Annotated in this window: 23 protein-coding genes, 1 tRNA gene and 3 pseudogenes; 11 read left to right on the forward strand and 16 right to left on the reverse strand. The window is 71.3% G+C overall.

Annotated features, from left to right (window positions below; all coding sequences use genetic code 11):
• Positions 1–79: 79 nt before the first annotated feature.
• Positions 80–1,135: a class I SAM-dependent methyltransferase gene (locus G567_RS0113245; RefSeq protein ID WP_028930379.1), complete on the reverse strand. Its 1,056-nt coding sequence runs from the start codon at positions 1,133–1,135 to the stop codon at positions 80–82.
• A gap of 142 nt (positions 1,136–1,277) precedes the next feature.
• Complete coding sequence (locus tag G567_RS0113250) at positions 1,278–1,454, reverse strand: hypothetical protein (protein ID WP_154667148.1); 177 nt, start codon at positions 1,452–1,454, stop codon at positions 1,278–1,280.
• Between the two features lie 218 nt (positions 1,455–1,672).
• On the opposite strand from G567_RS0113250, the gene G567_RS28615 reads away from it, so the two are divergent.
• Positions 1,673–2,452: a sigma 54 modulation/S30EA ribosomal C-terminal domain-containing protein gene (locus tag G567_RS28615; RefSeq protein WP_051232934.1), complete on the forward strand. Its 780-nt coding sequence runs from the start codon at positions 1,673–1,675 to the stop codon at positions 2,450–2,452.
• Positions 2,449–2,822: pseudogene (locus tag G567_RS28620) on the forward strand (VOC family protein). The gene G567_RS28615 and the pseudogene G567_RS28620 overlap by 4 nt, the downstream one beginning before the upstream one ends.
• A 57-nt stretch (positions 2,823–2,879) precedes the next feature.
• On the opposite strand, the gene G567_RS0113270 reads toward G567_RS28620, so the two are convergent.
• A tRNA-Met gene (locus G567_RS0113270) sits at positions 2,880–2,956 on the reverse strand.
• 141 nt (positions 2,957–3,097) lie between these two features.
• On the reverse strand, positions 3,098–6,010 hold the full coding sequence (locus tag G567_RS0113275) for a UPF0182 family protein (RefSeq protein ID WP_037057149.1): 2,913 nt from the start codon (positions 6,008–6,010) through the stop codon (positions 3,098–3,100).
• Positions 6,011–6,232: 222 nt separating this feature from the next.
• Here G567_RS0113275 and G567_RS0113280 point away from each other — a divergent pair, with 222 nt between their 5' ends.
• On the forward strand, positions 6,233–7,228 hold the full coding sequence (locus tag G567_RS0113280; RefSeq protein ID WP_245585644.1) for a YlbL family protein: 996 nt from the start codon (positions 6,233–6,235) through the stop codon (positions 7,226–7,228).
• Positions 7,229–7,300: 72 nt separating this feature from the next.
• Positions 7,301–8,800, forward strand: coding sequence for a zinc-dependent metalloprotease (locus tag G567_RS28625; protein WP_051232936.1), 1,500 nt, complete (start codon positions 7,301–7,303; stop codon positions 8,798–8,800).
• Between the two features lie 6 nt (positions 8,801–8,806).
• Here the strand turns inward: G567_RS28625 and G567_RS28630 are convergent, their stop codons facing one another.
• A complete protein-coding gene (locus tag G567_RS28630; protein WP_084796117.1) occupies positions 8,807–9,418 on the reverse strand; it encodes a M48 metallopeptidase family protein in 612 nt (203 codons plus the stop codon).
• Positions 9,419–9,546: 128 nt separating this feature from the next.
• Here G567_RS28630 and G567_RS28635 point away from each other — a divergent pair, with 128 nt between their 5' ends.
• Entirely contained in the window at positions 9,547–10,557 is a 1,011-nt protein-coding gene (locus tag G567_RS28635; protein WP_051232939.1) for a TOMM precursor leader peptide-binding protein, read from the forward strand.
• An 18-nt stretch (positions 10,558–10,575) separates the two neighbouring features.
• On the forward strand, positions 10,576–11,910 hold the full coding sequence (locus tag G567_RS0113300) for an ABC1 kinase family protein (protein WP_028930383.1): 1,335 nt from the start codon (positions 10,576–10,578) through the stop codon (positions 11,908–11,910).
• Positions 11,911–12,069: 159 nt separating this feature from the next.
• Here G567_RS0113300 and G567_RS28640 read toward each other — a convergent pair whose 3' ends face one another.
• From G567_RS28640 to G567_RS0113315, 3 genes are all read right to left on the reverse strand, one after another.
• Entirely contained in the window at positions 12,070–12,369 is a 300-nt protein-coding gene (locus G567_RS28640; protein ID WP_051232941.1) for a WhiB family transcriptional regulator, read from the reverse strand.
• Between the two features lie 178 nt (positions 12,370–12,547).
• Positions 12,548–12,754 carry a hypothetical protein gene (locus tag G567_RS0113310; RefSeq protein WP_028930384.1) on the reverse strand — a complete coding sequence of 69 codons (207 nt, stop codon included), beginning with the start codon at positions 12,752–12,754 and terminating at the stop codon, positions 12,548–12,550.
• 117 nt (positions 12,755–12,871) lie between these two features.
• Complete coding sequence (locus G567_RS0113315) at positions 12,872–14,953, reverse strand: ATP-dependent DNA helicase UvrD2 (RefSeq protein WP_051232943.1); 2,082 nt, start codon at positions 14,951–14,953, stop codon at positions 12,872–12,874.
• 51 nt (positions 14,954–15,004) lie between these two features.
• Here G567_RS0113315 and G567_RS0113320 point away from each other — a divergent pair, with 51 nt between their 5' ends.
• Entirely contained in the window at positions 15,005–15,250 is a 246-nt protein-coding gene (locus G567_RS0113320) for a mycoredoxin (protein WP_028930386.1), read from the forward strand.
• Positions 15,251–15,359: 109 nt separating this feature from the next.
• Here the strand turns inward: G567_RS0113320 and G567_RS0113325 are convergent, their stop codons facing one another.
• A complete protein-coding gene (locus G567_RS0113325; RefSeq protein ID WP_028930387.1) occupies positions 15,360–16,058 on the reverse strand; it encodes an HNH endonuclease signature motif containing protein in 699 nt (232 codons plus the stop codon).
• A 536-nt stretch (positions 16,059–16,594) separates the two neighbouring features.
• Complete coding sequence (locus tag G567_RS0113335) at positions 16,595–16,849, reverse strand: hypothetical protein (protein ID WP_147201088.1); 255 nt, start codon at positions 16,847–16,849, stop codon at positions 16,595–16,597.
• A gap of 113 nt (positions 16,850–16,962) precedes the next feature.
• Between G567_RS0113335 and G567_RS0113340 the strand changes: the two genes are divergently transcribed.
• Positions 16,963–17,712 carry a GntR family transcriptional regulator gene (locus G567_RS0113340; protein ID WP_028930389.1) on the forward strand — a complete coding sequence of 250 codons (750 nt, stop codon included), beginning with the start codon at positions 16,963–16,965 and terminating at the stop codon, positions 17,710–17,712.
• A 90-nt stretch (positions 17,713–17,802) separates the two neighbouring features.
• Here G567_RS0113340 and G567_RS35495 read toward each other — a convergent pair whose 3' ends face one another.
• The 6 genes and pseudogenes from G567_RS35495 to G567_RS33220 form a co-directional block, all read right to left on the reverse strand.
• Positions 17,803–18,237, reverse strand: a complete 435-nt coding sequence (locus G567_RS35495) for a DsbA family oxidoreductase (RefSeq protein ID WP_211223912.1) — start codon at positions 18,235–18,237, stop codon at positions 17,803–17,805.
• A gap of 281 nt (positions 18,238–18,518) precedes the next feature.
• Positions 18,519–19,406 carry a hypothetical protein gene (locus G567_RS0113350; RefSeq protein WP_028930390.1) on the reverse strand — a complete coding sequence of 296 codons (888 nt, stop codon included), beginning with the start codon at positions 19,404–19,406 and terminating at the stop codon, positions 18,519–18,521.
• A gap of 78 nt (positions 19,407–19,484) precedes the next feature.
• Positions 19,485–19,883 carry a type II toxin-antitoxin system VapC family toxin gene (locus tag G567_RS0113355; protein WP_028930391.1) on the reverse strand — a complete coding sequence of 133 codons (399 nt, stop codon included), beginning with the start codon at positions 19,881–19,883 and terminating at the stop codon, positions 19,485–19,487.
• Positions 19,880–20,023 (reverse strand): hypothetical protein, encoded by a 144-nt coding sequence (locus G567_RS0113360; protein WP_245585645.1) that lies wholly within the window; start codon positions 20,021–20,023, stop codon positions 19,880–19,882. Before G567_RS0113360 ends, G567_RS0113355 begins: the two co-directional genes overlap by 4 nt.
• A gap of 27 nt (positions 20,024–20,050) precedes the next feature.
• Positions 20,051–20,137: pseudogene (locus G567_RS37185) on the reverse strand (hypothetical protein); the annotation flags it as partial.
• Between the two features lie 221 nt (positions 20,138–20,358).
• Positions 20,359–22,419: pseudogene (locus tag G567_RS33220) on the reverse strand (type I restriction endonuclease subunit R); the annotation flags it as partial.
• Between the two features lie 168 nt (positions 22,420–22,587).
• Between G567_RS33220 and G567_RS36865 the strand changes: the two are divergent.
• The 3 genes from G567_RS36865 to G567_RS36655 are packed head-to-tail and all read left to right on the forward strand — an operon-like array spanning position 22,588 to position 23,416.
• Positions 22,588–22,908 (forward strand): hypothetical protein, encoded by a 321-nt coding sequence (locus tag G567_RS36865; RefSeq protein WP_028930393.1) that lies wholly within the window; start codon positions 22,588–22,590, stop codon positions 22,906–22,908.
• On the forward strand, positions 22,905–23,285 hold the full coding sequence (locus G567_RS0113375) for a hypothetical protein (RefSeq protein ID WP_154667150.1): 381 nt from the start codon (positions 22,905–22,907) through the stop codon (positions 23,283–23,285). The genes G567_RS36865 and G567_RS0113375 overlap by 4 nt, the downstream gene beginning before the upstream one ends.
• Complete coding sequence (locus G567_RS36655; protein ID WP_261763847.1) at positions 23,282–23,416, forward strand: hypothetical protein; 135 nt, start codon at positions 23,282–23,284, stop codon at positions 23,414–23,416. The genes G567_RS0113375 and G567_RS36655 overlap by 4 nt, the downstream gene beginning before the upstream one ends.
• Positions 23,417–23,445: the final 29 nt, after the last annotated feature.

The following is a 23,445-nucleotide window of genomic DNA, read 5'->3' on the forward strand; positions in this document are numbered from 1 at the left end:
CGAACGCGACGCCGCGCACGGTCCTGCCCGCCCCCGGTGGCGGCGCAGTTCGCGACCGGGTGATTCGAACCGCCGACAGCTACGGACGCGCCTCGATGATGAGGTTGAAGGGTGTCTCCGTCGCACGCAGGACGCGCGTGAAGCCGGCACCGTGAAGGAGTTCGGTCAGCCGTTCCTCGCCGGCCTGCGCACCGAGTGCCGTGCGCGGTTCCTCGCTCATCGAGTGCGGCACACAGACGACCGTGGATGCCGTGTAGTACAGGCGACCGACCGGGTTGATGTTGTCCTCGACCTTGTCGTTGGCGTAGGGCTCGACGAGGAGGAAGGTCCCCTCCGGTTTGAGCGACTCGCGGATGTGCTTCGCCGCGCCGAGCGGGTCGGGCATGTCGTGCAGCGCATCGAAGATCGCGACGAGGTCGTACTCCGTGCCGGGAAAGTCGGCGGCTGCTGCCATCTCGAAGGTCACCCTGGCCGCGAGACCGGCGTCGGCCGCGCGGCTGCGCGCCTGCTCGATCGACGGACCGTGGTAGTCGAAACCGGTGACCTGCGATCTCGGGTACGACTCGGCGAGCAACAACGTCGACGCACCGTGTCCGCAGCCGACGTCGGCGACCTTCGCGCCGGCCCGCAGTTTCTCGTCCACCCCGTCGAGCGCGGGGATCCACGAGGACACCAGGTTCGCGACGTACCCGGGCCGGAAGAACCGCTCGGTCCCCTCGAACAGCGCCGGGTTGTGCTCGTGCCACCCGAATCCGCCGTTCGTCCGCACCGCGTCGGTGATCCGTTCTGTGCTCTTGGCGACCGCGACCGGGATGTGGAACGCCGCCGCGATCTGCATCCCGTCCGGTGAGGCCAGCGCGAACGCCTGCTCCTCGGTGAGCGAGAAGCGTTCGGTGGCGGGGTCGTAGGTGACGTAGCCGCCGGCGGCCTGACCTCTGAGCCACTCGCGCACGTACCGTTCACCGGCGCCCGCTTCCGCGGCGACCTCGGCGGGCGTGCCCGGCATGACGGCGAGCAGCGACCGGTACAGGCCCAGCCGATCGCCGATCACCGCGCTGATGGCCTGGAAGCTCCCCCCGAGATCGGCGACGAAACCCCCCAGCAACTCGTTCAGTTTTCCCTCGTCGACGGCCATGTCCTGTCCTCCCTGTCGCCTCCCTGTCGCACGGACGCGGTGAACCGCGTTCGCTGCACGTGCCCCTTGCGGGCGCCGCGCCTGTTCCTGTCGAGGTCGCGGGAGCAGGCCGGGAGGATCCGGTCATCCAGGCCTGATCCGGTCACAGGTCGTGGGCTTCGTCGTAGCCGTAGTCCCCCTCCGGCTCGACCGTCCCGGCAGCCGCAGGAACATCGTCGTGCGGCGCCCGGCTCGCCCTGTCGCGCTGCGCTTCGGACGTGACCATCACCTCGTGCGCCAGGTCGTAGCTGTAGTCCCCCGAGAGTTCCTGGTCCGGCATCCCCATCTCCACGGACCTTCCGGATAGCGCCGCCTCGTCCGACCGCCGGTGTGCTCGATGCTGACCCTCCCGGCCTCGTTCCGCAAGGCCCTGGCGTGCTCCCGAATGTCGCGGGTGAGCGTGCCGAAGGCCGAAGGGACTTTGGACCCTGGCCGTGGCCCGAAGCCCGCTGCACACTTCGCGCACTTCGACCATGTGAACGTGCTGGAGGATGGCGAGTGAACGCCCGGATGAATCTGGCTGGTGTCGCTGTGGCGACGCAGGGCGAGGTGTTGGACAGCTCGCGGGAGTACGTGCTCCGGCAGGTGGCGCGGTTCGCGCGCCGGGTGCCCGAGGGCCTGGAGTCGATGCGGGTCAGGCTCGCGGTGTTCCACCGACGAAACCTGCCGTGGTCGGCGCTGGTCCAGACGAACCTCGAGGTCGACGGTCATCCGGTCCGGGCCCAGGTGGCCGGCGCGTTCTTCACCGAGGCCGGTCGGCTGCTGCGCAGCCGGCTGAGCGAGCAGATCGCCCGGTTGCGCAACCCGGACGTCGGCAGGACATGGCCCCCGCCCGGCGGGCCGCGCTCCATTCCCGCAGCGGGGTCGACGGACCCGCGTCGCATCGTGCGCACGAAGTCCTACGAGTTGAAACACTGCTCGCCGGACCAGGCCGCGCTGTTCATGGACGTGATGGACTACGACTTCCACCTGTTCGTCGACGCCGACACCGGCCAGGACAGCGTCATCTACCGGGTGGGCCCCACCGGCTACCGGCTGGCCAGGCTGAGCGGCGTGACGCCGGCCACCCCGACCCGGGTGCCGTTGACGATCAACGTGTACCCGGTGCCCTGGTTGACGCCCACCCAGGCGGTGGCCCGCCTCGACGACACCGAGATGGCGTTCCAGTTCTTCGGCGACGGACAGTCGGGGCGGGGCGCGGTGCTGTACCGCCGCTTCGACGGCCAGTACGGGCTGATCACCGCCGAGGGCGAGGCCGAGGGCGAGGACAGCGAATGACCGTCACCTTCAACCACACCATCATCGCCGCCAAGGACTGCAACGAGTCGGCCGTTTCTTCCGCGAGCTGTTCGAGCTCCCGGAAGCGCCGTCCTGGGGCCTGTTCACCAACGTCCAGCTCGACGAGGGAGTGCTGCTGCAGTTCGCCGAGCCGCCGGCGGGGATCCAGATGCAGCACTACGCCTTCCTGGTCGACGACGACCTGTTCGACCGGGCCTACCGTCGGCTCCGCGACGGCGGCGTCGAGCACTGGGCGGATCCGCAGATGACGCGCCCCGGCGAAACCAACACCGAGCACGGTGAGCGTGGGGTCTACTTCAAGGATCCCGCCGGCCACGCGATCGAGATGTTCACCCGGCCCTATCTGTAGTCACGTCGCGCGAGGCATGGCGGAAGGCCCCGGACCGATGGTCCGGGGCCTTCCGCGTGGTAGCGGGGGTAGGATTCGAACCTACGACCTCTGGGTTATGAGCCCAGCGAGCTACCGAGCTGCTCCACCCCGCGTTGCTGTTGTGCCTTGAACTTTACCACCCCCGCAAACTGCCCGCCGCCGGGGGGGTCCCCCCCTTCGTGATCGGCGGTTGGGAGCCGCGAACCGCGATTCCCGCGGCTCCTGATTCCCAACCGCCGATCATGGATATGGGCTCAGCCGCCCGGCGCCGGAGCGGGCTGCGCCGCCTCCGCCGCCTGGAACTTCTTGACCGCGGCGTCGAGCGCGGCGAGCGCATCACCCTGGGCGGCGAAGTCGCCGGACTGCTGGGCGGCCTTGAGTTGGTCGATCGCCGACTGGATCTCTCCCGCCGCGGCGGCCACCTGCGGATTGGGCGTACCCGCCCCAGGCGCGGCCGGAGTCTGCGCCGTCCCGGGGTCCGGCGGCGGGGCGCCCTGACCGGTCTGCGTCGCACCGGCTCCGGCGCCGGCGCCGAAGACCTGGTCCAGCGCGGTCGACAGGTTGGCGCTGTAGCCCACCTTGCCGCCGTAGGAGACCAGCACCCGCGCCAGCTGCGGATATGACGCCTCCTGCCCGGCGCGTTCGATGTAGACCGGCTCGACATAGAGCAGCCCACCGGCCACGGGCAGCGTGAGCAGGTTGCCGTAGTCGATCGTCGTCTGGTTCTGCCGCAACAGGTTCAGCTCCTGTGACACGTTCGGCGAGCCGAGGAACTGGGCCTGCACCTGCTGTGGGCCCAGGGTCTGGGTCTCCGCGGGTAGCTGCAGCACCGTGATCTGGCCGTATGTCTCGGGTTCGGAGCTCGCCGACATGTAGGCGGCCATGAACTGCCGTCGCAGGCTCACCAGCGCGCTGGTGAGCTGGAAGGTCGCGCCGTCCTCACCGGGCAGCCCGGAGAGCATGTAGTACGGCGGCTGCGCGGCCTGCCCCGCCCCGGTGTTGCCCTGCACGGTCGGGTCGGACGGCACGTCCCAGAACGACACCGTCGAGAAGAACTCGCCGGGGTTGTCGACGTGGTAGCGGGTCAGCAGTTCGCGCTGGACCTTGAACTGGTCCTCGGGGTACCGGAAGTGCTCGCGCAACTCCTTGCTGATGTCCGAAGCCGGCTCGACCACACCGGGGAAGGTCTTCATCCAGGTCTGCAGCACCGGATCCTTCTCGTCGAAGGCGTAGAGCGTGACCGTGCCGTTGTAGGCGTCGACCGTGGCCTTCACCGAGTTGCGCAGATAGCTGACGTCGGTATCGGGCAGCCGCTGCACCCCGCTCTGGATGCTGTCCCTGGTGGTCTCGCCGAGCGGGACCTTCTGCGCGTACGGGTAGTTCTTCAGCGTCGTGTACCCGTCGACGATCCACATGATCTTGCCGTCGATCACCGCGGGGTACGGGTCGCCGTCCGCGGTCAGCCACGGCGCCACGGCCTCGACCCGCTCACGCGGATCACGGTTGTACATGATCTTCGATTCGGAGTTGATCGAGCTGTTGAACAGGATGTTCCGCTCGCCGTAGTACAACGAGAAGACCAGCCGGTCGAACAGGTTGCCGATCGGGACACCACCGCTTCCGGTGTAGGTGTACTGCTGCGAGTCGGTGTCGTACTCGCGGGGCGCCTCACCCGGTTCCGCCCCGACGATCGAGTAGGCGGTGATCTTCTCGCCGTAGTAGATCCGGGGCTCGCTGACCGGGATCGCGCCCTCGGTCGACGTGTCGCTCACGGTGAACTTGGGCAGCCCGCCCTGGCCGCCGGTGTCCTCCAGCGCGGCGTTCACCTGGTTCGCCGGAGCGGCCACGAACCCGTTGCCGTGGGTGTAGACGAGGTGTTTGTTGATCCAGTCCGTCTGGTTCCCGACCAGCGCGCTGCTGTCGAGCTCGCGGGCGGCGACCACGTAGTCCTGCTTCTGCCCGTCGACCGTGTAGCGGTCGATGTCGAGCTTGTCCGGGAAGCCGTAGAAGTTGCGCCGCTGCTGCAGCTGGGTGAACGTCTTGGCCAGCTTGTTGGGGTCGAGCAGCCGGATGTTGGGGATGGTCGAGGTGTCAGCGCGCACCGCCGCCGGGGTGGCCGTCGAGGTGCCGCTGTAGGGCTCGATCGCGACCTTGTCGCCGGTGAGCCCGAAGGCCTGCCGGGTCGCCTCGATATTACGCGAGATGGACGGGGCCTCGCGCTCGTTCGCGTTGGGCGCCACGACGAACTGCTGCAGCACCGCGGGCCACGCCGCCCCGATCAGCACGCTGGAGAGCACCAGCAGCACCACCGCGATCCCCGGCAGTTGCAGGTTGCGCCGGAACACCGCCGCGAAGAACGCCGCCGCGCAGATCAGCGAGATGAACAGCAGGATCAGCTTGGCCGGCATCACCGCGTTGAGGTCGGTGTAGGTGGCGCCGGTGAAGTTGTCGTTGCGCGTGGAGAACAGCAGTTCGTAGCGGTCGAGGTAGTAGGCGACGGCCTTGAGCAGCACGAACACCCCGGCCAGGACGGCGAGTTGGGCGCGGGCCGCGTTCGAGACCTGGGCGGACCGGCCGGCCAGCCGGATGCCGCCGAACAGGTAGTTCGTGACCAGCGCGACCACGAAGCTGATCGCGACCACGACCATGAACCAGCTCAGCAGCATTCGATAGAACGGCAGCGTGAACGCGTAGAAGCTGACGTCCTTGCCGAACTCGGGGTCCGTGATCCCGAACGGGGTTGCGTGCAGGAACATCTGCACGGTCTGCCAGTCGCCCAGCGCGGTGAGCCCCGCGATGATCCCGACCGCGATCGGGATGCCGATCGCGAACAGCCGCAGCCGCTGGATGATCACCGTGCGGTAGCGGGCGATCGGATCCTCGGGACCGCTCACCGGCACGAACACCGGACGGAAGCGATAGCCCAGCCACAGCATCACCGCGACGAGGCCGCCGACGAGCAGGCCCGCCAGCAGGAACTGCACGATCCTGGTGAACAGCACCGTGGTGAACACGCCACGGAAGCCGGCCTCGCCGAACCACTGCCAGGTGACGTAGAAGTCGATCAGCCTCGAGCCGCCCAGCAGCAACACCACGAGCACACCGGCGACGATGAGCAGAATCCGGGTGCGACGGGACAGCGAGTGGGATCCCACCGGGGTGGGCATGGCCACAGTCACACTCCTGACGTCGGGGGTCGATCCGGCCGGGACGCCCTGCGTCGTTCCGGAGCTGAGTCGACACGTCGTCGTCACGGCAGCCGGCCCATGGCGCGTCCTGCCGTACCAACTCTACGGAGGCTGTGCGGAGTTCCCGCGCCCGGTCGGCTGTCGATTCCCCCGCCGCCCGTACCGTAACGAGCCGTGAGCCGTCGCAGAAGGACCCTGGTGGTGGGGATCGTACTGCTGTTGGGCATCGGAGTGCTCGGCACCACGGTCCGGGTCCCGCTGGTGGCGCTGGGCCTCGGGCCGACGTTCAACACCCTCGGCATGGTCGACGGCGAACCGATCGTCAGTATCAGGACGCTGCCGACCTATCCCACGTCCGGCAACCTCAACATGACCACGGTCGGGGTCATCGACGACCTGACCATGTTCGACGCCGTCCGGCTGTGGGCCTCCAGCGATCATCAGCTGGCCCCCCGCCACACCGTCTACCCGCCCGGGGAGACACCGCAGCAGGTCAACGAGGAGAACCGCAGGCAGTTTCTGGACTCGCAGGCCAACGCCGAGGCGGCCGCGCTGGACTTCCTGCGGCTGCCGACGAGGGTGGTCGTCGGCGCGGTGCCGGACGGTTCGCCCGCGGCGGGGCTCCTCGCGGTCGGGGACGAGCTGATCGAGGTGGCGGGCCGACCCCTGCAGTCGATCGACGATCTGCACGCGGCGCTCGCCGACACCCGACCCGGCCAGCCGGTCTCGGTGCGGGTGCGCAGCGACGACGCGGCGCCGCGGGAGGTGACGGTCACCCTCGGTACCCGGCCCGACGGCCCGCAGGGCCTGCTCGGGGTGTCCCCGATCGCGCGGCCAGCGGCCGACGACGAGATCACGATCTCGCTGGCCGATATCGGCGGCCCGTCGGCTGGGCTGATCTTCGCGCTGGCCGTGGTCGACAAGCTGACCCCCGGCGAGCTCACCGGGGGCCGGTTCATCGCGGGCACCGGCGCGATCCGGTCCGACGGCGTCGTGCAGCCGATCCGGGGAATTCCGTTCAAGACGAAGGCCGCCCGCGACGCGGGCGCGACCGTGTTCCTGGTGCCCGCCGAGAACTGCGCGGAGGCCCGCTCGACGACGCCCGACGGCCTCGAGCTGGTGCGGGTGGACGACCTGGCCGACGCCGTCGCCGATCTGGAGGCACTTCGCGACGGCCACTCGCCGGGCGGTTGCTGAGACCCGAACAGCCCCGGCCGGATCTCGTCGTGGCCCCCACCGCGTGCCGGCAGGCCCGCGTACCGTAGTCGTATGAGCGATACCCCGTTCGGGTTCGGACCCGCCGACCGCGACCCCGACAAGGACAGGGGGAACCGTGACGAGGACCGTCCCGGCAAGGGCGGCGGCCATGGCCCGGAGGACCCCTTCGGTTTCGGCGACCTACCCGGCATGCCCCCCGGCGGCATTCCCGGGTTCCCCGGCATGCCCCCCGGCGGTGCCGGCGGCTTCGACGTGAGCCAGCTCGGTCAGATGCTGACCCAGCTCGGCCAGATGCTCAGCCACGCCGGTTCGTCCGGCGGCGGACCGGTCAACTACGAACTCGCCGGGCAGCTGGCCACCCAGCAGCTCGCGCAGACAACCTCCTCCCTGACCCCCGACCAGCGCAAGGCCGTTGCCGATGCGGTGCAGCTCGCCGAGCTGTGGCTGAACCCGGCAACGGAGTTCCCGGTCGGTGCCACCGAAACCCAGGCCTGGACCGCGATCGACTGGGTGAAGGCGAGCATGCCCACCTGGAAGCGGCTGTGCGACCCGGTTGCCCAGCGGGTGGCCGGCGCATGGGTCGAGGCGCTGCCCGAACCGGCGCGCGCGGCCGCGGGTCCGATGCTCGCGATGCTCGGCCAGATGGGTGGGCTCGCCTTCGGCAGCCAGCTGGGCAGCGGGCTGTCCCAGCTCGCCGCCGAGGTCCTGACCTCCACCGATATCGGCGTTCCGGTCGGGCCGGAGCGCACCGCGGCGCTGCTGCCCGAGGCCATCGAGAAGTTCACCGCCGGGCTGGATCGTCCGGCCAGTGAGGTCATGATCTTCCTCGCCACCCGGGAGGCCGCGCACCAGCGGCTGTTCGCGCACGTCGGCTGGCTGCGCGAGCGGCTGCTCGGCTCGGTCGAGGAGTACGCGCGAGGCATCACGGTGGACACCTCGCGGATCGAGGAGCTGGCCGGCCAGATCGACCCGGCGAATCCGGCGTCGATCCAGGAGGCCATGCAGTCCGGGATGTTCGAGCCGCAGACCACGCCCGCCCAGAAAGCGGCGCTGGCCCGGCTCGAGACGCTGCTCGCGCTGATCGAGGGCTGGGTGGACGCCGTCGTGGCCGACGCCGTGCGCGAGCGGCTGCCCGGCGCCGAGGCGCTGCGCGAGACGCTGCGCCGCCGCCGGGCCTCCGGCGGGCCCGCCGAACAGGCCTTCGCCACGATCGTCGGGCTGGAGCTGCGGCCGCGGAAGCTGCGCGCCGCCGCCGAGCTGTGGCGGTTGCTCGGCGAGCAGCGCGGGATCGTCGGGCGCGACTCGCTGTGGGCTCACCCGGACCTGGTTCCGACGGCCGAGGACCTCGACGATCCGGCCGGTTTCGTCAACCGCGTCGACGACATCGACCCGATCGCGGAGATCGAGCGGCAGGTGCGCGCCGACGAGGCGATGGACGCCGCCAAGAAGGCGGGCGAGGAACGCCGGGCGGCGCAGTCCGAGCAGGCCGAGAATCCGGAGTCGGACCAGCCGAAACGATCGGGCGACGATCCGGACCGTCCGGACGCCTGACCCGGCTCAGCCCGCGGCCTCGTCGTCGATCTCGTCGGCGTCGTCGATCCCGTCGGCGCCGTCCACGTCGGGACCCGGCCCGTCGCCGTCCGGCGCGAGCAGGCCGAGCCCGGCTGCGGCCGAGAGCCCCTCGAGGTAACCGATGGCCCGCTCGGTGCGCGGGTAGCGCTGTACCAGCGACCAGAAGTAGTCGTCGTGCCCGGGGGCCAGCAGGTGCGCCAGTTCGTGGACCAGCACGTAGTCGACGACCCAGCCGGGGGCGTCCCGCAGCCGCTCGCTCACCCGGATCGTCCCGTCCACCGGGGTGCACGACGCCCATCGGGTACGCATCGGGGCGACCCAGCGCACCGTCATCGGCTCCGCGAGGCCGTCGAGATAGCGACGGGCGAGTTCCCGGCTGCGCCGGAGCAACGCCTCGTTGCCGGCGCGCGCGGGCGAACGGCGCCGGGCCTCGCTGCGCTCCAGTCTGCGGACCATCTCGTCCACCCAGCGCAGTTCCTCGGACTCGCTCATCCAACCCGGGATGAACACGATGACGGTGTCGCCTTCACGTCGCGCGCTCACCATCCGGCGCCGCCGCTCGCTCCTTCTGACCTCGACGACCGCAGGACGCGCCATATGCTCAGAGTAGGCCCGAAATGATCGCGCCGCCGCCCCTTCACACAACACCAGTTGTCCACAGGGTTCGAGACCGACCTGTGGACAGGTATCCACATCGTTCCTGACGACCCACCAACATCGGTGGCATGCCCGACGACCCCGCCGCCCACCTCCCCGCCGAGCTGACGCTGGCGCCGCACCGCACACTGCTGCACTGCGGCGCCGGCAGCCGGGTGATCGGGCTCGACCCGGCGCGCGGCGTCGTCGTCGAGGAGCTGTCCGCCCCGCTCGCTGCGCTGCTCGACGAGCTGACGGTCCCCGTTGCCCGCGACGCCCTGCTGAGCAGGGCGGTCCGGGCCGGCGCCGACCAGAGCGCTGCGGTCGGGCTGCTCATCGAACTCGTCACCGCGGGTGTGGTCGTCGATGCGTCGGGCCCCTCGCGGACGGCGCGGCGGCGCGCGGACGCGGTGGTCCGGGTCTGCGGGGACGGACCGCTCGCGGTCGGGATCGCGCACGGGCTCGGGCTGGCCGGTATCGGCACGGTGGTGGTGCAGGCCGGGGGCACCGTGGCGGCCGCCGATCTGGGCACCGGCTACCTCGACCGCGATATCGGCCGCCCGCGCGCCGCCGCCGCGGCTGCCGCGGTGGGCAGGGTCGCGCCCGCGACCCGCACGACGCGGCGCGCCCGCAGCGCGCCGGACCTCATCGTGCTCGCCGACGCGCTGACCGTCGAGCCGGCGACGGCACGATCGCTGACGGCCGCCGGCGTGGAACATCTGCACGTGCGGCTGCGCGACGGCCGCGGCGTCGTCGGCCCCCTCGTCCTCCCGGGGCGGTCGGCGTGCCTGGAATGCCTGGAGCGCCGCCGCGCCGAGCACGACCCGAGCTGGCCGGCGATCGCGACCCAGCTCGACGGGGTTCGCGGCGGCGCCGACCCACCCACCGCCGTCGCGACCGCAGGGCTCGCCACCGCGCAGGCTCTTGCCGCGGTGGACGGTCCCGCGGCCGGGCCGGTCGCCCCGGCGGCGGTCGACGCGACGCTGGAGCTGGACGTCGCGGCGGGAACGTTGATCCGCCGGACATGGGCCGTGTGTCCCGACTGCCACTGTCGGGCGGCGCCGCATGCGCGCCCACCGAGGCTCGGGAGACAATCATGATGTGACGGAGCGTGCAAGGTGACCGAGATCCCGCGACGGACTGCGGCGCGTACCGCGAAGCTGGCCAGCCTGCCCCTGGGGGTGGCGGGCCGGGCCGCCGCGGGCTGGGGCAGGCGCCTGATCGGCGGCGATAGCGAGCATATCTCCGCGCAGATGATGGCCCGCAGCGCCGAGCACCTGTTCGCCGTGCTCGGCGAGCTCAAGGGTGGCGCGATGAAGTTCGGCCAGGCCCTGAGCGTGTTCGAGGCGGCGGTGCCCGAGGAGTTCGGCGAGCCCTACCGCGAGGCCCTCACCAAGCTCCAGGCGGCCGCCCCGCCGATGCCCCCGGCCGATGTGCACCGGATGCTCGCCGAGCAGTTCGGCCGCAGCTGGCGCACCCGGTTCCAGGACTTCGACGAGGCCCCTGCCGCCGCGGCCAGCATCGGCCAGGTGCATCGCGCGATCTGGCGCGACGGCCGCGAGGTCGCGGTGAAGGTGCAGTACCCGGGTGCCGAGGAGGCGGTGCTGTCCGATCTGCGCCAGCTGTCGCGGATGAGCAGGCTGCTGCAACCCCTCGCGCCGGGCATGGAGATCAAACCGCTGATCAACGAGCTGCGCGAGCGGATGGTCGAGGAGCTCGACTACCGCACGGAGGCCGACAACCAGCGGGCCTTCGCCGCCGTGTACGCCGGTGACGACAAGGTTCGGGTGCCGAAGGTGGTGGCATCGGCGCCCCGGGCGATGGTCAGCGAATGGGTCATGGGCCGGCCCCTCGCGTCGATCATCCGGGACGGCAGCCAGCACGACCGCGACGCCGCCGCGGCGCTGCTCGCCGAGTTCCACTACTCCGCGCCGGCCAGGGCCCGGCTCCTGCATGCCGACCCCCATCCCGGCAACTTCCAGATCCTTGCCGACGGCAGGCTGCTGGTCCTCGACTTCGGGGCGGTCGCCCGTCTGCCCGAGGGTCTCCCGCGCGAACTCACGATCATGACGAAGTACGCGCTGGAGATCCGGCCGTCGGAGCTGATGGCGCTGATGCGCGAGGAGGGCTTCGTCCGGCCGGACACGATGATCACCGCCGAGGAGGCGATGGCCTACCTCTCCCCCTTCACCGAGCCGCTGCGTACCGAGCGGTTCCATTTCACCCGCCGCTGGCTGCGCGGCCAGGCCGAACGCGTCGGCGACCTGCGCAGGCCGGAGTTCGACACCGGCCGCTCGCTCAACCTGCCGCCGCAGTACCTGCTGGTGCACCGGGTGACGCTGGGGACCCTCGGCATCCTGTGTCAGCTCGACGCCAACGTTCCGCTGCGCGGGATCGTCGGGCACTGGCAGCCGGAGCTGTTCGCGGACGAGGCCCCGGCCGCGGGCAGCTGAGTTGATCGCCGGGCCCGCCGGGTGGCGTAGCCGCCCAGCCGGGCCCAGAGCCGTCCCGCGGTGAGGCGGCGGACCAGCCGGTACTCCTCGGCCTCGCGTTGTCGCGATCGGGCCATGGCTTCATGAAGCGACATCACGTTCTCTCCCGCTCGCGCTGCGTCAGGCGGTGGCGGCCGCGTAGGCGCGGTCGCGTTCGAGGTCGACCTTGCGCGGACGTCCGCGCGGCCGCTTGCGTGGGACCACCACGCCCCGCTCGAAGATCTCCCCGCCCCAGACACCCCAGGGCTCCTCCCTGCTCAGCGCCCCGGCCAGGCACTCGGCCCGGATCGGGCACTTCCCGCAGAGCGCCTTGGCCTGCTCCAACAGCGCAGGCGACTCGGCGAACCACAGGTCTGCGTCGCCCGAGCGACAGGGCAGCTCAAGACCGGCAGCAGGAGCCGCATCGAGAAGGCTCCCCAAGACCGGAGCGGTGTTACCGCCCGTTTCCTCGGGGGTGACCGCTCCGCCGTTCAACGGAGCTGATCGGACTGGCACCGCACAACCTCCTGGTGAGAGACGTGGTCGGAAAACAAAAGGGCCGCGGAACCCAAGGTGTGGGTTCCGCGGCCCGAGAGCTTCGGCCTGCGAGCGTCTCGATCTACGTTCGATATCGACGCCTGGGAACGGACACACCTGTGGTGCTATCGGTGACGATCGGGCTGACGAGGCGGTGCACCAACGCGGGCTTCTTCTCGAAGCGCTCGACGAGGACGTACGCCATCTCCCGGACGGCACGCACCCGGGCACCAAACGCGCCACGGGTCGCGGGGGTGCCGACACCGCCGATCGTCATGATCGTCCGCATCGAAGGCACCTCCCCACCGACTCTCAGCACGGGCCCGAGTGGGCCCGATCCGGTCCGCAGGACACATTAGAAGGGCCCCCCGGACCGCACAACCGAATTAACTCGTTGCTTGCTCAATCATCGCGCGTCGGTCACCAGTGCGAGTACGGCACTGCCGTAGCGGTCGAGCTTGCGGGCCCCGATGCCCGGGATCGCGACGAGCGCGGCCGGATCGGCGGGGCGCTGCTCGGCGATCGCGGTCAAGGTGGCGTCGGTGAACACCACATAGGCCGGGACCTGCTGTTGTCTAGCCGTCGAGGCCCGCCACTGCTTCAACCGGTCGAGCAGCTCGAGGTCCACATCCGACGGACAGGCGGCGCAGCGGCGCAGCTTCATCGCCGCCGCACCGATCAGCGGTGCGCCGCAGATCCGACAGCGCGGTTTCGCCCCGCCCGACCGGGACGCGGGAATGCGCGAGGCCGGGTGATGGTCCGGGATCAGCCCGTAGAGAAACCGGCTGCGCCGCCGCGACCGGCCGCGGCCCGGGCTTCGGGCCAGCGCCCAGGACAGCGTGAGAACCCGGCGGGCGCGGGTCAGACCGACATAGAGCAGCCTGCGCTCCTCCTCGACGGCCTCGTCGTCACCGTCGGCATGCTGGATGGGCAGCGTCCCGTCGACCAGCCCGACGAGGAACACGACGTCCCACTCCAGCCCCTTGGCGGCGTGCAGCGAGGCGAGCGTGACGCCCTGGACGGTCGGCGGGTGCGCCGCGTCGGCACGGGTCTGCAGTTCGGCGACGAAACGTGGGAGGTCGGTTTCCGGCCGGACCGCGGCGAGTTCCTCGGCCAGCCCGACGATCGCCAGCAGCGACTCCCACTGGGCCCGCGCGTTCGCCCCCGGCGGCGGCTCCTCGATCAGCCCGATCGGGGCGAGCAGGGCGCGCACCGCGGCGACCAGATCGCCGCCGGGACCCTGGCCCGCCACCCGCAGCGCACTCACCGCGCGGCGCACCTCGGGGCGGGCGAAGAACCGCTCCCCGCCGCGGACCTGGAAGGGCACGCCCACCTCGGTGAGGGCCTGCTCGTAGGCCTCGGACTGGGCGTTGATCCGGAAGAGCACCGCGATCTCGGCGGCAGGCGTGCCCTCGGCGATCATCCGTTTGATCTTCGTCGCGACCGCGGCGGCCTCGGCGGGCTCGTCATCGTGCTCGGCGAAATCCGGGTCGGGGCCGGGCGGGAGCTGGCCGATCAGTCGCAGCCGCGAGCCGGCGATTCGCCCGCGCGCGGCGGAGATCAGCGTATTCGCGGCGGCCACGACCTGCGGGGTCGAGCGGTAGTCGCGTTGCAACCGGACGAGGACGGCATCGGGGAACCGGCGCGGGAAATCGAGCAGGTAACGCGGGGTGGCGCCGGCGAAGGTGTAGATCGTCTGGTTGGCGTCACCCACGACCGTGAGATCGTCGCGGTCGCCGAGCCAGGCGTCGAGCAGGCGCTGCTGCAGCGGCGTGACGTCCTGGTATTCGTCGACAACGAAGCAGCGGTACCGGTCGCGGAACTCCTGGGCCACGCTCGCGTGCTCCTCCAGCGCGGCTGCGGTGTGCAGCAGCAGGTCGTCGAAGTCGAGCATTGCGGCCCGGTTCTTCAGCGTCTCGTAGCCCGCGTAGACCGCGGCGACCTGTTCGGCCGGGGCCGGGACGTCGCGGTGCCGCTTCACCACCGCCGCCGGATAGTCCTCCGCAGTGATCAGGCTCGCCTTCGCCCACTCGATCTCGCCCGCAAGGTCGCGCAGCGCGTCCTGATCGGTCCCGGCCTTCGCCCGCGCGGCGGCCTGCCCGACGACTCGCAGCTTGCCCTCGAGCAGCTGCCACGGCTCGTCGCCGACCACCCGGGGCCAGAAATAGCGCAGCTGGCGCAGCGCGGCGGCGTGGAACGTCCGGGCCTGCACGCCGTCGGCGCCCAGGGCGCGCAGCCGGGTGCGCAGCTCGCCCGCGGCCCTGGCGGTGAACGTCACGGCGAGAACCTGACCGGGCGCGACGTGACCGGACCGCACGAGATGCGCGATCCGCCGGGTGATCGTGCGCGTCTTGCCGGTACCGGCGCCGGCGAGCACGCACACCGGACCGCGCGGAGCGGTCACCGCGGCCCGCTGCTCGTCGTCCAGGGCATCCAGGGCGTCGGCGGTCACCGCCCCATCTTGGCAGGGGCGGGTCCGGTGACTCATGCCACAGGCGGCCCTGGAAGGGTGGCCGTGGTCGGCGAGGTTGACCCCGACATGGCGCAGCTGACGATGTACTCGACGAACTGGTGCGGCTACTGCCGCAGGCTCAAGCTCCAGCTCGACGAGGCCGGCATCCCGTATGTCGAGATCAACATCGAGCGGGATGCCGACGCGGCCCGCTTCGTCGAAAGCGTCAACGGCGGCAACCAGACCGTGCCGACCGTGCTGTTCCCGGACGGCACGACCGCCATCAACCCGTCGATCGCCGAGGTGAAGGCAGCACTGGAGGCCGCAGCCTGACCAGGTTCCGCCTACCGGTTCAGAAGGGGGGGCGGATCGTCCTCGGGGCCCGGCTCGGGGGCCGGGAGCAGGTGCGGGGGATCGGCTCGGGCGCCGGGGGAGGATCGGCTCACCGCGGGTGTGGTAGATGCGCCCCAGCGGGCTGTGGATGCGGGAGTGGCCGGGAGCGGGCTGGCCGGCCTGCCATCCGGCCTTGTGCTTGAGCGAGTGATGGCCGAGGCAGCGGCCCGAGGTTGCCGGGCACGGTGGGGCCGCCGACGGCGTGGCCGACGGTGTGATCCTGCTCGGCTCGGGTGGCGGAACGGCGGCAGCCGGGGTGTACGCAGGTGCGGTCGCGGATTTCGAGATGGCGACGAAGCGCGGCATGCGGGAAGCGGGCGTGGGGGTGATCGGTCAGCGCGCGCAGCAACTCGTCGCGGTGGGCGTACTGGGTGGCCAGGTCCGCGATCACCGGCGCCCAGTCGTCGACGATGCCACCGATGACGCCACCGCCGGTGGCGGCGCCGGCCAGTTCGGCGAGCATGGTGGCGGATATCTGGAGCTCGACCACGCCGCCCCGGCTGTGAAGGACGTCGTCAGGTCGTGAGCAGCGGGGGCGGCGGGTGAGCCCGGCCAGGATCAGGTAGCCCTCGGGATCGCAGATCGCAAAGCGCCATCCGGCGCGGCGCTGGCAGGCGACCGCGGCGCGGGCGGGTGGCGGGCAGCACGGGGCCCAGCCCGGAATCTCGCCGGGCCGCTCGTCCAGCCCGAGCAGGGTCGAGAGCGGCACCCGGATCTCGATGCCGGCCCGGCCGTCGGGCTCGGGCACGGCGGCCGGAACAGGCCCGCCTCCCCGTCGGTGGCCGGCTCGGGGTCGTCCGGGGCGCTGGGGCCCGGCTCGGGGCCGTCCGAACCATCCTCCTCCGAGGAGGCTTCGAGACGGCGCATCCACGCGGTGTCCATCCGCCTCAGTGCCGCCGCCGGCGCGGCACGGGCCCGTTCCCCGGCTCGGTGCTCATAGAGCGGCACCGCGCCGACGAGTGCGCGTTCCCGCAGCACCGGACCCGCCGCGTCCAGCACCACGAGATCGATGAGATCGATGTCCCCGCCTGCGGCACGCTGCAGATCCCCGATCAGCGCCAGGTGATCGACCCGGTGTCCCGGCCGGTGGAGCACCGCGACGTCGAGGTCCCGGGCCGCGGTGTCGCCCGCGCCGCACTGCCGAAGACGGTCAGGACGCCGACGCCGTGGCGTTCGCACACCGCGTCGAGCCGGCCGTCGGCGCCCGGTCCCGCAGCCGGGCCCGCCCGGCCTCGGGACCGGCGGGCGGTGTGCTCATGTCGCCATCATGGCAGGAACCGCCGATCACCTGCGGATGCCGGACCGGACGCCACGAGGGCCGAGCCGGGCGGCCTGGGCGGCGTAGCAGTGCAGCCGGCACGGCCACTGGTGCCAACCGGCCTGCGCCCCGACCGCGCACTGCCGGCACCGGCCGTCGGCGCCGGGCACGTGCTCGGCGAGCAGTCGCTCGGACAGCCCGGGGACGGCGCTGATCACCGCAGCCAGTCCGTGCCCCTCGTCCATTCCTGGTGTCATGTCCAACGCCACCCCCATGTCCATATGTCCAGACCAATACTCAGAGGGCAAAGCATGCCAGTTGTACATACAGCTTGCAAGGGGCCTGGTCGGACTCGGTGCGTCGCGGCCGTGGGACGGCCGGTTACGGTTCCGGCATGGCCGAGGCTCGAACCACGTGGCGCGACATCGCCTGCGACCTGCGGGTGGCGATCGCCCGCGGTGACTACGTCCCGGGCGATCGGCTGCCGAGCCGGAGCCGGCTGACCCAGCGGTACGGTGTCGCCCCGCAGACCGTCGTCAACGCGATCAACGCGCTCCGGGCCGAGGGCCTGGTCGTCGGGGTCACCGGCTCGGGATGGTACGTGCGCCGGTACGGTCCGGTGATGCGGATGGCCCGGACCCGCCTCAGCCGCGCCGAGCGCGTGGCCGGGCGCGGCGCCTTCCACACCGACGCCCACACGGGAGGCTGGACCGCCCGGGTCGAGGCCGAGATCCGCATCGAACCGGCCTGCGAGGAGATCGCCGCGGCGCTGGGCCTCGAACCCGGAGCCGAGGTCCTGGTGCGCGACCGCGTCATGTTCGCCGACGACCAGGCCGTCCAGCTCGCCACCAGCTCACTGCCCCGGGACCTCACCGCCGGGACCCTCGTCGAGCAGGAGGACACCGGGCCCGGTGGGATCTACGCCCGCCTCGAGGAGGCCGGCCACGTTCTCACCCACTTCGACGAGACCGTCCGGATCGGCCGGGCCACCGAGCACGAGGCAGACCGGCTCGACGTGCCCGTCGGCGCCGCAGTCTACCGGATCCGCCGGATCACCCATACCGCCACCCGGCCCGTCGAGATCAACATCATCACCGCGGTCGGGGAACGCTACGAGCTCCACTACGAGCTGCCCGCCGAGTAGCCGGCGGAGAGCACTATGGCTCCATGACGTCGTTCGCGGCCGCGTCCCGAGCGCGTCATGGCTCCATAACGCAGATCCTTCGACTCGCGCTCACACCGCGCGGCGGAGCAGCCCCTGATACACCGCCGGGTCGTCGGCGTCGACCACCGGGAACCCGGACGCGAACGGGCCCTCCCAGTGCACCTTCATCCCAGGATTCGCCGCCGCTGTCCCGTCCGGGAGCCGGAAGGTCGGGCTGCCGGCGATCGCGTCCGTCCGGGCGACCGCGAAGTCGCCCATGACGTCGCCACGGTGCCGACCGGAGTCCAGGGCGTCGGCGAGCGCGCCCACCTCGAGCCCGGACACCTCACCGGCGACGTCGAGGATCACCGCCCGGTGCGCGATCGACCGCGAATGCGTCCAGAACGCGCTCCGCAACGCGAGGTCCAGCTCCTCGGCGGCCCCGGGTCCCTGCTGCGCGGCGGCGTGCACCGCCTCCGCGGCGAGCAGCACCGTGTGCGGGAACGGTCGTCCGGCGCCGTCCACACCCGGAAGTGCGCGTCCGGCTCGATCGAGCCGAGCGCGGCGGCCTCCGAGTCGGTGCCCCGGCGCTGGTGCGGGCCGTCGAACAGCTCCAGCGGGAACGTCCGGTGCTCGAGTCCGACGTCCACCCCGAGCCGCTCCCGGGCCCGCCGCAGCCGCAGCAGTCCGATATAGGCGAACGGGCACAACAGGTCCGACCAGACCTGGATCGTGCCCGGGGCCACCGGCGGTGGGACGGGCGGCATCGGCGCTCCCCTGAAGATCGATAGTTCGTGGGTGGACCGCTACGCAGGGTTCGCGAGCCCGGCCCGCACCGCGGCAACCAGGTCGGCGATCGGGACCTGCGCGGCCACGGCCGCCGGCCGGGTGATGAAGCATTCGGCGTGGTACCAGCCGTCCGCCTCCTTCCCGGCCGGGTCCAGGCCGCGGCGGACGACCTCGTTCACCGCCGCCTCGTGCTCGGTGCGGTCGGCGAAGCGCCGCTGCCGGAACGTCATGCCGGGCACCCGCTCGGTGACCAGCCCGTGGCGCGTGAACAACTCGGTGATCTCGTCGTAGTCGAAGATCCGCAGGACGAAGACCGCCGCCCAGAGGTCGTGCGGATCCCTGATCGCGCGCAGCAGCCGTTCGAAGGTGGGAGCGCCGACGTACCCGACGCCTCCCGTCGAGACGATCAGCCCGACGTCGCGGACGCCGGCGGCCAGCTCCGGGGACGGATCGGACGTCTCCAGGTCCTCGGCCCACCCGTCGGTCATCAGGCCGGCCCGCACCCCGTAGCCGACCGCGGGCACCGCGGAGTCCACGCCGAGCACCGTGAGGTCGGGCCGGCGCGGCCGAGACGTGTAGTACTCCCTGTCGGCGTCGGCCAGCTCGTCGGGCGACAGCGCGGCCAGCGCCGGATCGGTGTAGTGAGCGCGCATCTCGTCCATGTCGACCCCGAAGCGGAGCAACGCGGCGTTGATCCCGTAGGAGCAACAGACGTCGAGGACGGTCCGGGGGCGCCCCGCCCGCGCCGAAGCGCCCAGCACCGCCGCGACGACCGGCAGCCCCTCCTGCGGGATCCGGTAGTCCACGCTCTTGAGGGTCTCGAAGTACGGCCGGGGGTCAGGCCGGTCGTAGATACCGCTGAAGTCGGCCTTCGGATACTCGGCCGAGGCATGGTCATCGGGCATCGGTGCCTCCCTTGTCCTCGGTGGCCGGTCGGTCGGAGAGCTCGCAGATCACCCGCGGCAGCCTATCGGGGACGAAAGTCACTCACCGCGAAGCTGTCGAACCTCACACCGCAGGCCCGGAACACCTGTGAGCTTGCCGTCGACGGTGACGAGTTCCACGCCCAGCGACTCCGCGAGCGCCACGTACGCCGCGTCGTAGGGCCACATGTTCTTCCGCAGCTCCCAGATCCGCTGCACCAGCGGCACGTGGTCGAACCGCCTCAACGGCATCACGCCCAACAGGCGCAGCGCCCGTCTCCCCTCGTCGGCAGGGAGCTTCTTGCCACGCACCAGGCCACGGAGCGTCGAAGCACATTCGAGGTCAACAGCGTGAGGGGCGGCCAACCGCTCGCCGACGCACGCCGCTCGCACCCGCTCGGCGAGCGCATCCGCGCCGACCAGGAATTCCACCAGCGCCGACGTGTCCAGGACGATCATTCGCGCGCCCGGCGCGTCTCGCCGATCGCCTCGACCACGTCATCGGCGGTCACGGACGAGCGCTCCGCGATGGCGCGTGCCTGCTCGGCGGCCTCCTCGAGCGTCAGCGTTGCGGCCTCCTCATCGAGCAGATGCCGCACATACGCCTGCAGCGACTGGCCGGACCGCGCTGCGCGCACCTTGAGCGTGCGGAGCGTGCCTTCGGACACCTCACGAACATGAATGGTCCCCATGCAAGCATCATGCTTGCGCATGGACGATTTCGCATGCGGATACGGCCAGCATGGTCGGCGAGCGACGGCCCGTCGAGGAGGACGAGGCGACGCACCCGCCGCACCACCGGCGACCTCGGCCGCGCGGCGCCCACTCCTCGGCGAAGGTCTCCATCTGGGTCAGCACGAGCCGGGTGGCGGCGGGCCTGGGCGTCCGGCGGGTAGCCGTGCCTGGCCAGCAGCCGCTTGACGGTGGTGCGCAGCTTGGCCCGCACGCCGTCGCGCGACACCCAGTCGGTGGTGACGTCGCGGCGCAGCGCGGCCACCAGGTCGCGGGCGATGTCGGCCAGCATCCCGGTGCCCATCTGGTCGACCGCGGACTCGTTCTGCGCCACCGCGTCGTAGAAGGCCAGCTCGCCGTCGGTCAGCGGCGGGTCGAAGCGCTTCCCCCGGGCGGCGTCGGCGGCGACCTCGCGGGCCATCGCCACCATCTCGGCGATGACCTCGGCGGCGGACAGGTTCTGGCTGGTGTAGCGGCGCATCAGCTCCAGCAGCCGGTCGGAGAAGCTCTGCCGGCGCACCACGTTGTGCCGGGTGGCCCGGCGCGTCTCCTGCTCGATCAGCCGGCGCAGCGCCTCGAAGTAGGCGATGTCGTCGCGGTAGGGGTTCATCGCCCCGGTGCTCGCGCACAGCGCGTAGAAGCGGGCGAGGTTGGCCGACGCCTTGCGGAACCGTTCGGCGAGCGGCTCGTCGCCGCCCTCCCCGTCCTCGGAGCCGCCCTGGTTGCCCGGGGTGCGCAGGTACTCGACCGCGCCGAGCACGGTGTTGATGAACATCTTCGGCCCGGGCACCGCCAGCCGGGCGCGCCAGTCGGAGCCGGCGAGGATGACGTCGCCGATCGTCTGGTGCAGCTCGCGGACCTTCGCCAGCGCGTCGTCGAGATCGCGCCCCATCGGCCTGGTCTCCTGGTCGCGCACCGTGTACTCGGCGAGCGCCCGGTAGAGGTTGTCGGTGAGCGGGGCGTAGCCGACGAGCAGGCCATCGCACTTGTTGCGGAACCGGCGGTTGACCCGGGCGAGGGTCTGCATGAGCTGGGCGCCGCGCATCGGGCGGTCCAGGTAGAGGGTGTGCAGCGGCGGCGAGTCGAACCCGGTGAGCCACGTCGACTGCACGATGGTGATCTCCAGCTCGTCGTCCGGGTCCTTCATCCGCTGCTGGATCACCTTGTTCTGCGCCGGCCGGCGGACGTGGCGGCGGATCGGGTCGGGGTCGCCCGGGTCGCCGGTGTAGACGACCTTGAGCACGCCCTTGTCCAGCTCGTCGCTGTGCCAGTCCGGGCGCCGCGCGATGATCTCGGCGTAGAGGTGGGCGCAGATCTCCCGGGTGGCGCAGACGATCATCGCCTTGCCCGGGCCGTCGATCTGGGTCAGCATCCGCGCCCGCCGGTTCTCCCAGTGCTCGACGACGTCGGCGGCGAGCGTGCGCACCCGGTCGGGCGCGCCGTAAACGGCGTTCATCGCGGCGACGGCCTGCTGGATGCGGGTGCGTTCGGAGTCGTCCAGACCGACGGTGACCTCGTCGGCGCGTTCGTCGATCTCCTCGGGGTCGACGTCCTCGGGGAGCTGAACGGGAATGAGCCGACTTTCGTAATAGACCGGGACGGTGGCGCCGTCCTCGACGGCGCGGGTGAGGTCGTAGACGTCGATGTGGTCGCCGAAGACCTTGCGGGTATCGCGGTCGGCCCCGGCGAGGGGCGTTCCGGTGAACGCGATCAGCGTGGCGTGCGACAGGGCGTCGCGCAGGTGGCGGGCGTAGCCGTCGAGGCTGTCGTAGTGGCTGCGGTGCGCCTCGTCCACGATGACGACGATGTTGCGCCGGTCCGACAGCAGCGGGTGGTTGCGGCCGGACTCGCGTTCCAGCTTCGTCCTCCCGAACTTCTGCAGGGTGGTGAAGATGATCCCCCCGGTGGTGCGGTTGCCCAGCTCGCCGACGAGACGAAGCGGATCTGGGCCGCCCTCCGCCAGGAAAGCAACGTCGACATCAGATCGATCACCCTGCCCAAGCCGGTCGGAAAAATCCGGTGGGTCGACATCGCGGCCGAGGTGGACGGGGCGCCCGCGGGCGCGCTCGGGGTCTTGAGCACCGGCGAGTTGCACGCCCTCACATTCGCCCTGTTCATTCCGCGCGCCACCCGCCCGGAGAGCCCGTTCCGGTTCATCGTGCTCGACGACCCGATCCAGGCGATGGACCCGAGCAAAATCGACGCCTTCGTGGAGGTGCTCGCCGACCTCGCAGAAACACGGCAGGTGGTGGTGTTCTCCCACGACGACCGGTTGCCGCAGGCTGGCCGTGAACGCCCGGATCCTGGAGGTCGACCGCTCGGCCAACTCCGCCGTCTCGATCAGCAGTGCACTCGACCCCTCCCGTCGAGACGTCCAGGACGCGTTCGCGCTGTCGGACGATCCGGGAGTACCCCGGAGATCATCCGCCGGGTGCTGCCCTGGCTCTGCCGCTCAGCGGTGGAGACCGCCGCCCGGGACGTGTACTTCGCACGCTCCCTCTCAGCGGGCCGGGAACGACACGAGGTGGAGTCGACCTGGAACAAGGCGAGGAATCAGCGCCAACGCCTTGCCCTGGCGCTGCACGGTGACCCGGAGAAATCGATCGACCGGTGGATCGGCGCCAAGCCGTGGCGCCGCGCCGCGCTCACGGTAGCCGGTCCGAAGGTCCACAGCGGACTCACCTCCGATCCGAAAGGCGCCGTCCGCGATGTGGAACGGCTCGTGGACGACCTGCGGGCGGAGGCTCGGTGACCGTGCATCTCCTCGGCCAGGCCGCAGACCTGCTGGAGCTCGCCCGGGCTGTCCTCGACGAGAAGGTGGCCGTTCCCGCCCGGCAGCGGGCCCGTGCGGCGGCGCACCTCGGACGCCTCGCGCTGGAGGAGATCGTCTCCCGGTTGTGCGCCCGCGTCGGTGCGGAGCTGCCCCGCGCGTCCATGCGTTCGCGACTCGTCGTGCTCCAGGTCCTGGCCCCGCCGGAGTGGTCGCGGTCGGCATGTGCGGCGTGGGAGGGGCTCAGCCGGGCCTGTCACCGGCATGCCTACGAACTCTCCCCCGCCGACGCCGAGATCGGCGCATTACTCGACCACGTCGCCGTGCTCCTGCTGCCCCATGCCCGGAAAGGATCGTGACATGTCCTCGGACCAGCACGCTCAACCAGACCCGGCCCGTCAGGCAGTCGAACGGCTCGACGTTGACCCTGATCTTCAGCGTCACGATCACCGCGAGCAGCACGCCGGCCCACCACAGCGCCGTCGGCTGACGGGCCCACCACAGCACCGCCACCCACAG

Source organism: Pseudonocardia asaccharolytica DSM 44247 = NBRC 16224, assembly GCF_000423625.1.
Classification (GTDB): Bacteria; Actinomycetota; Actinomycetes; order Mycobacteriales; family Pseudonocardiaceae; genus Pseudonocardia; species Pseudonocardia asaccharolytica.

Coding starts and splice junctions, on each gene's coding strand:
- G567_RS0113245 (WP_028930379.1), bottom strand. CDS start 1,135: ATGGCCGTCGACGAGGGAAAACTGAACGAGTTGCTGGGGGGTTTCGTC.
- G567_RS0113250 (WP_154667148.1), bottom strand. CDS start 1,454: ATGCCGGACCAGGAACTCTCGGGGGACTACAGCTACGACCTGGCGCAC.
- G567_RS0113275 (WP_037057149.1), bottom strand. CDS start 6,010: ATGCCCACCCCGGTGGGATCCCACTCGCTGTCCCGTCGCACCCGGATT.
- G567_RS28625 (WP_051232936.1), top strand. CDS start 7,301: ATGAGCGATACCCCGTTCGGGTTCGGACCCGCCGACCGCGACCCCGAC.
- G567_RS28630 (WP_084796117.1), bottom strand. CDS start 9,418: ATGGCGCGTCCTGCGGTCGTCGAGGTCAGAAGGAGCGAGCGGCGGCGC.
- G567_RS28635 (WP_051232939.1), top strand. CDS start 9,547: ATGCCCGACGACCCCGCCGCCCACCTCCCCGCCGAGCTGACGCTGGCG.
- G567_RS0113310 (WP_028930384.1), bottom strand. CDS start 12,754: ATGCGGACGATCATGACGATCGGCGGTGTCGGCACCCCCGCGACCCGT.
- G567_RS0113315 (WP_051232943.1), bottom strand. CDS start 14,953: ATGAGTCACCGGACCCGCCCCTGCCAAGATGGGGCGGTGACCGCCGAC.
- G567_RS0113320 (WP_028930386.1), top strand. CDS start 15,005: ATGGCGCAGCTGACGATGTACTCGACGAACTGGTGCGGCTACTGCCGC.
- G567_RS0113335 (WP_147201088.1), bottom strand. CDS start 16,849: ATGGACATGGGGGTGGCGTTGGACATGACACCAGGAATGGACGAGGGG.
- G567_RS0113340 (WP_028930389.1), top strand. CDS start 16,963: ATGGCCGAGGCTCGAACCACGTGGCGCGACATCGCCTGCGACCTGCGG.
- G567_RS0113350 (WP_028930390.1), bottom strand. CDS start 19,406: ATGCCCGATGACCATGCCTCGGCCGAGTATCCGAAGGCCGACTTCAGC.
- G567_RS0113355 (WP_028930391.1), bottom strand. CDS start 19,883: ATGATCGTCCTGGACACGTCGGCGCTGGTGGAATTCCTGGTCGGCGCG.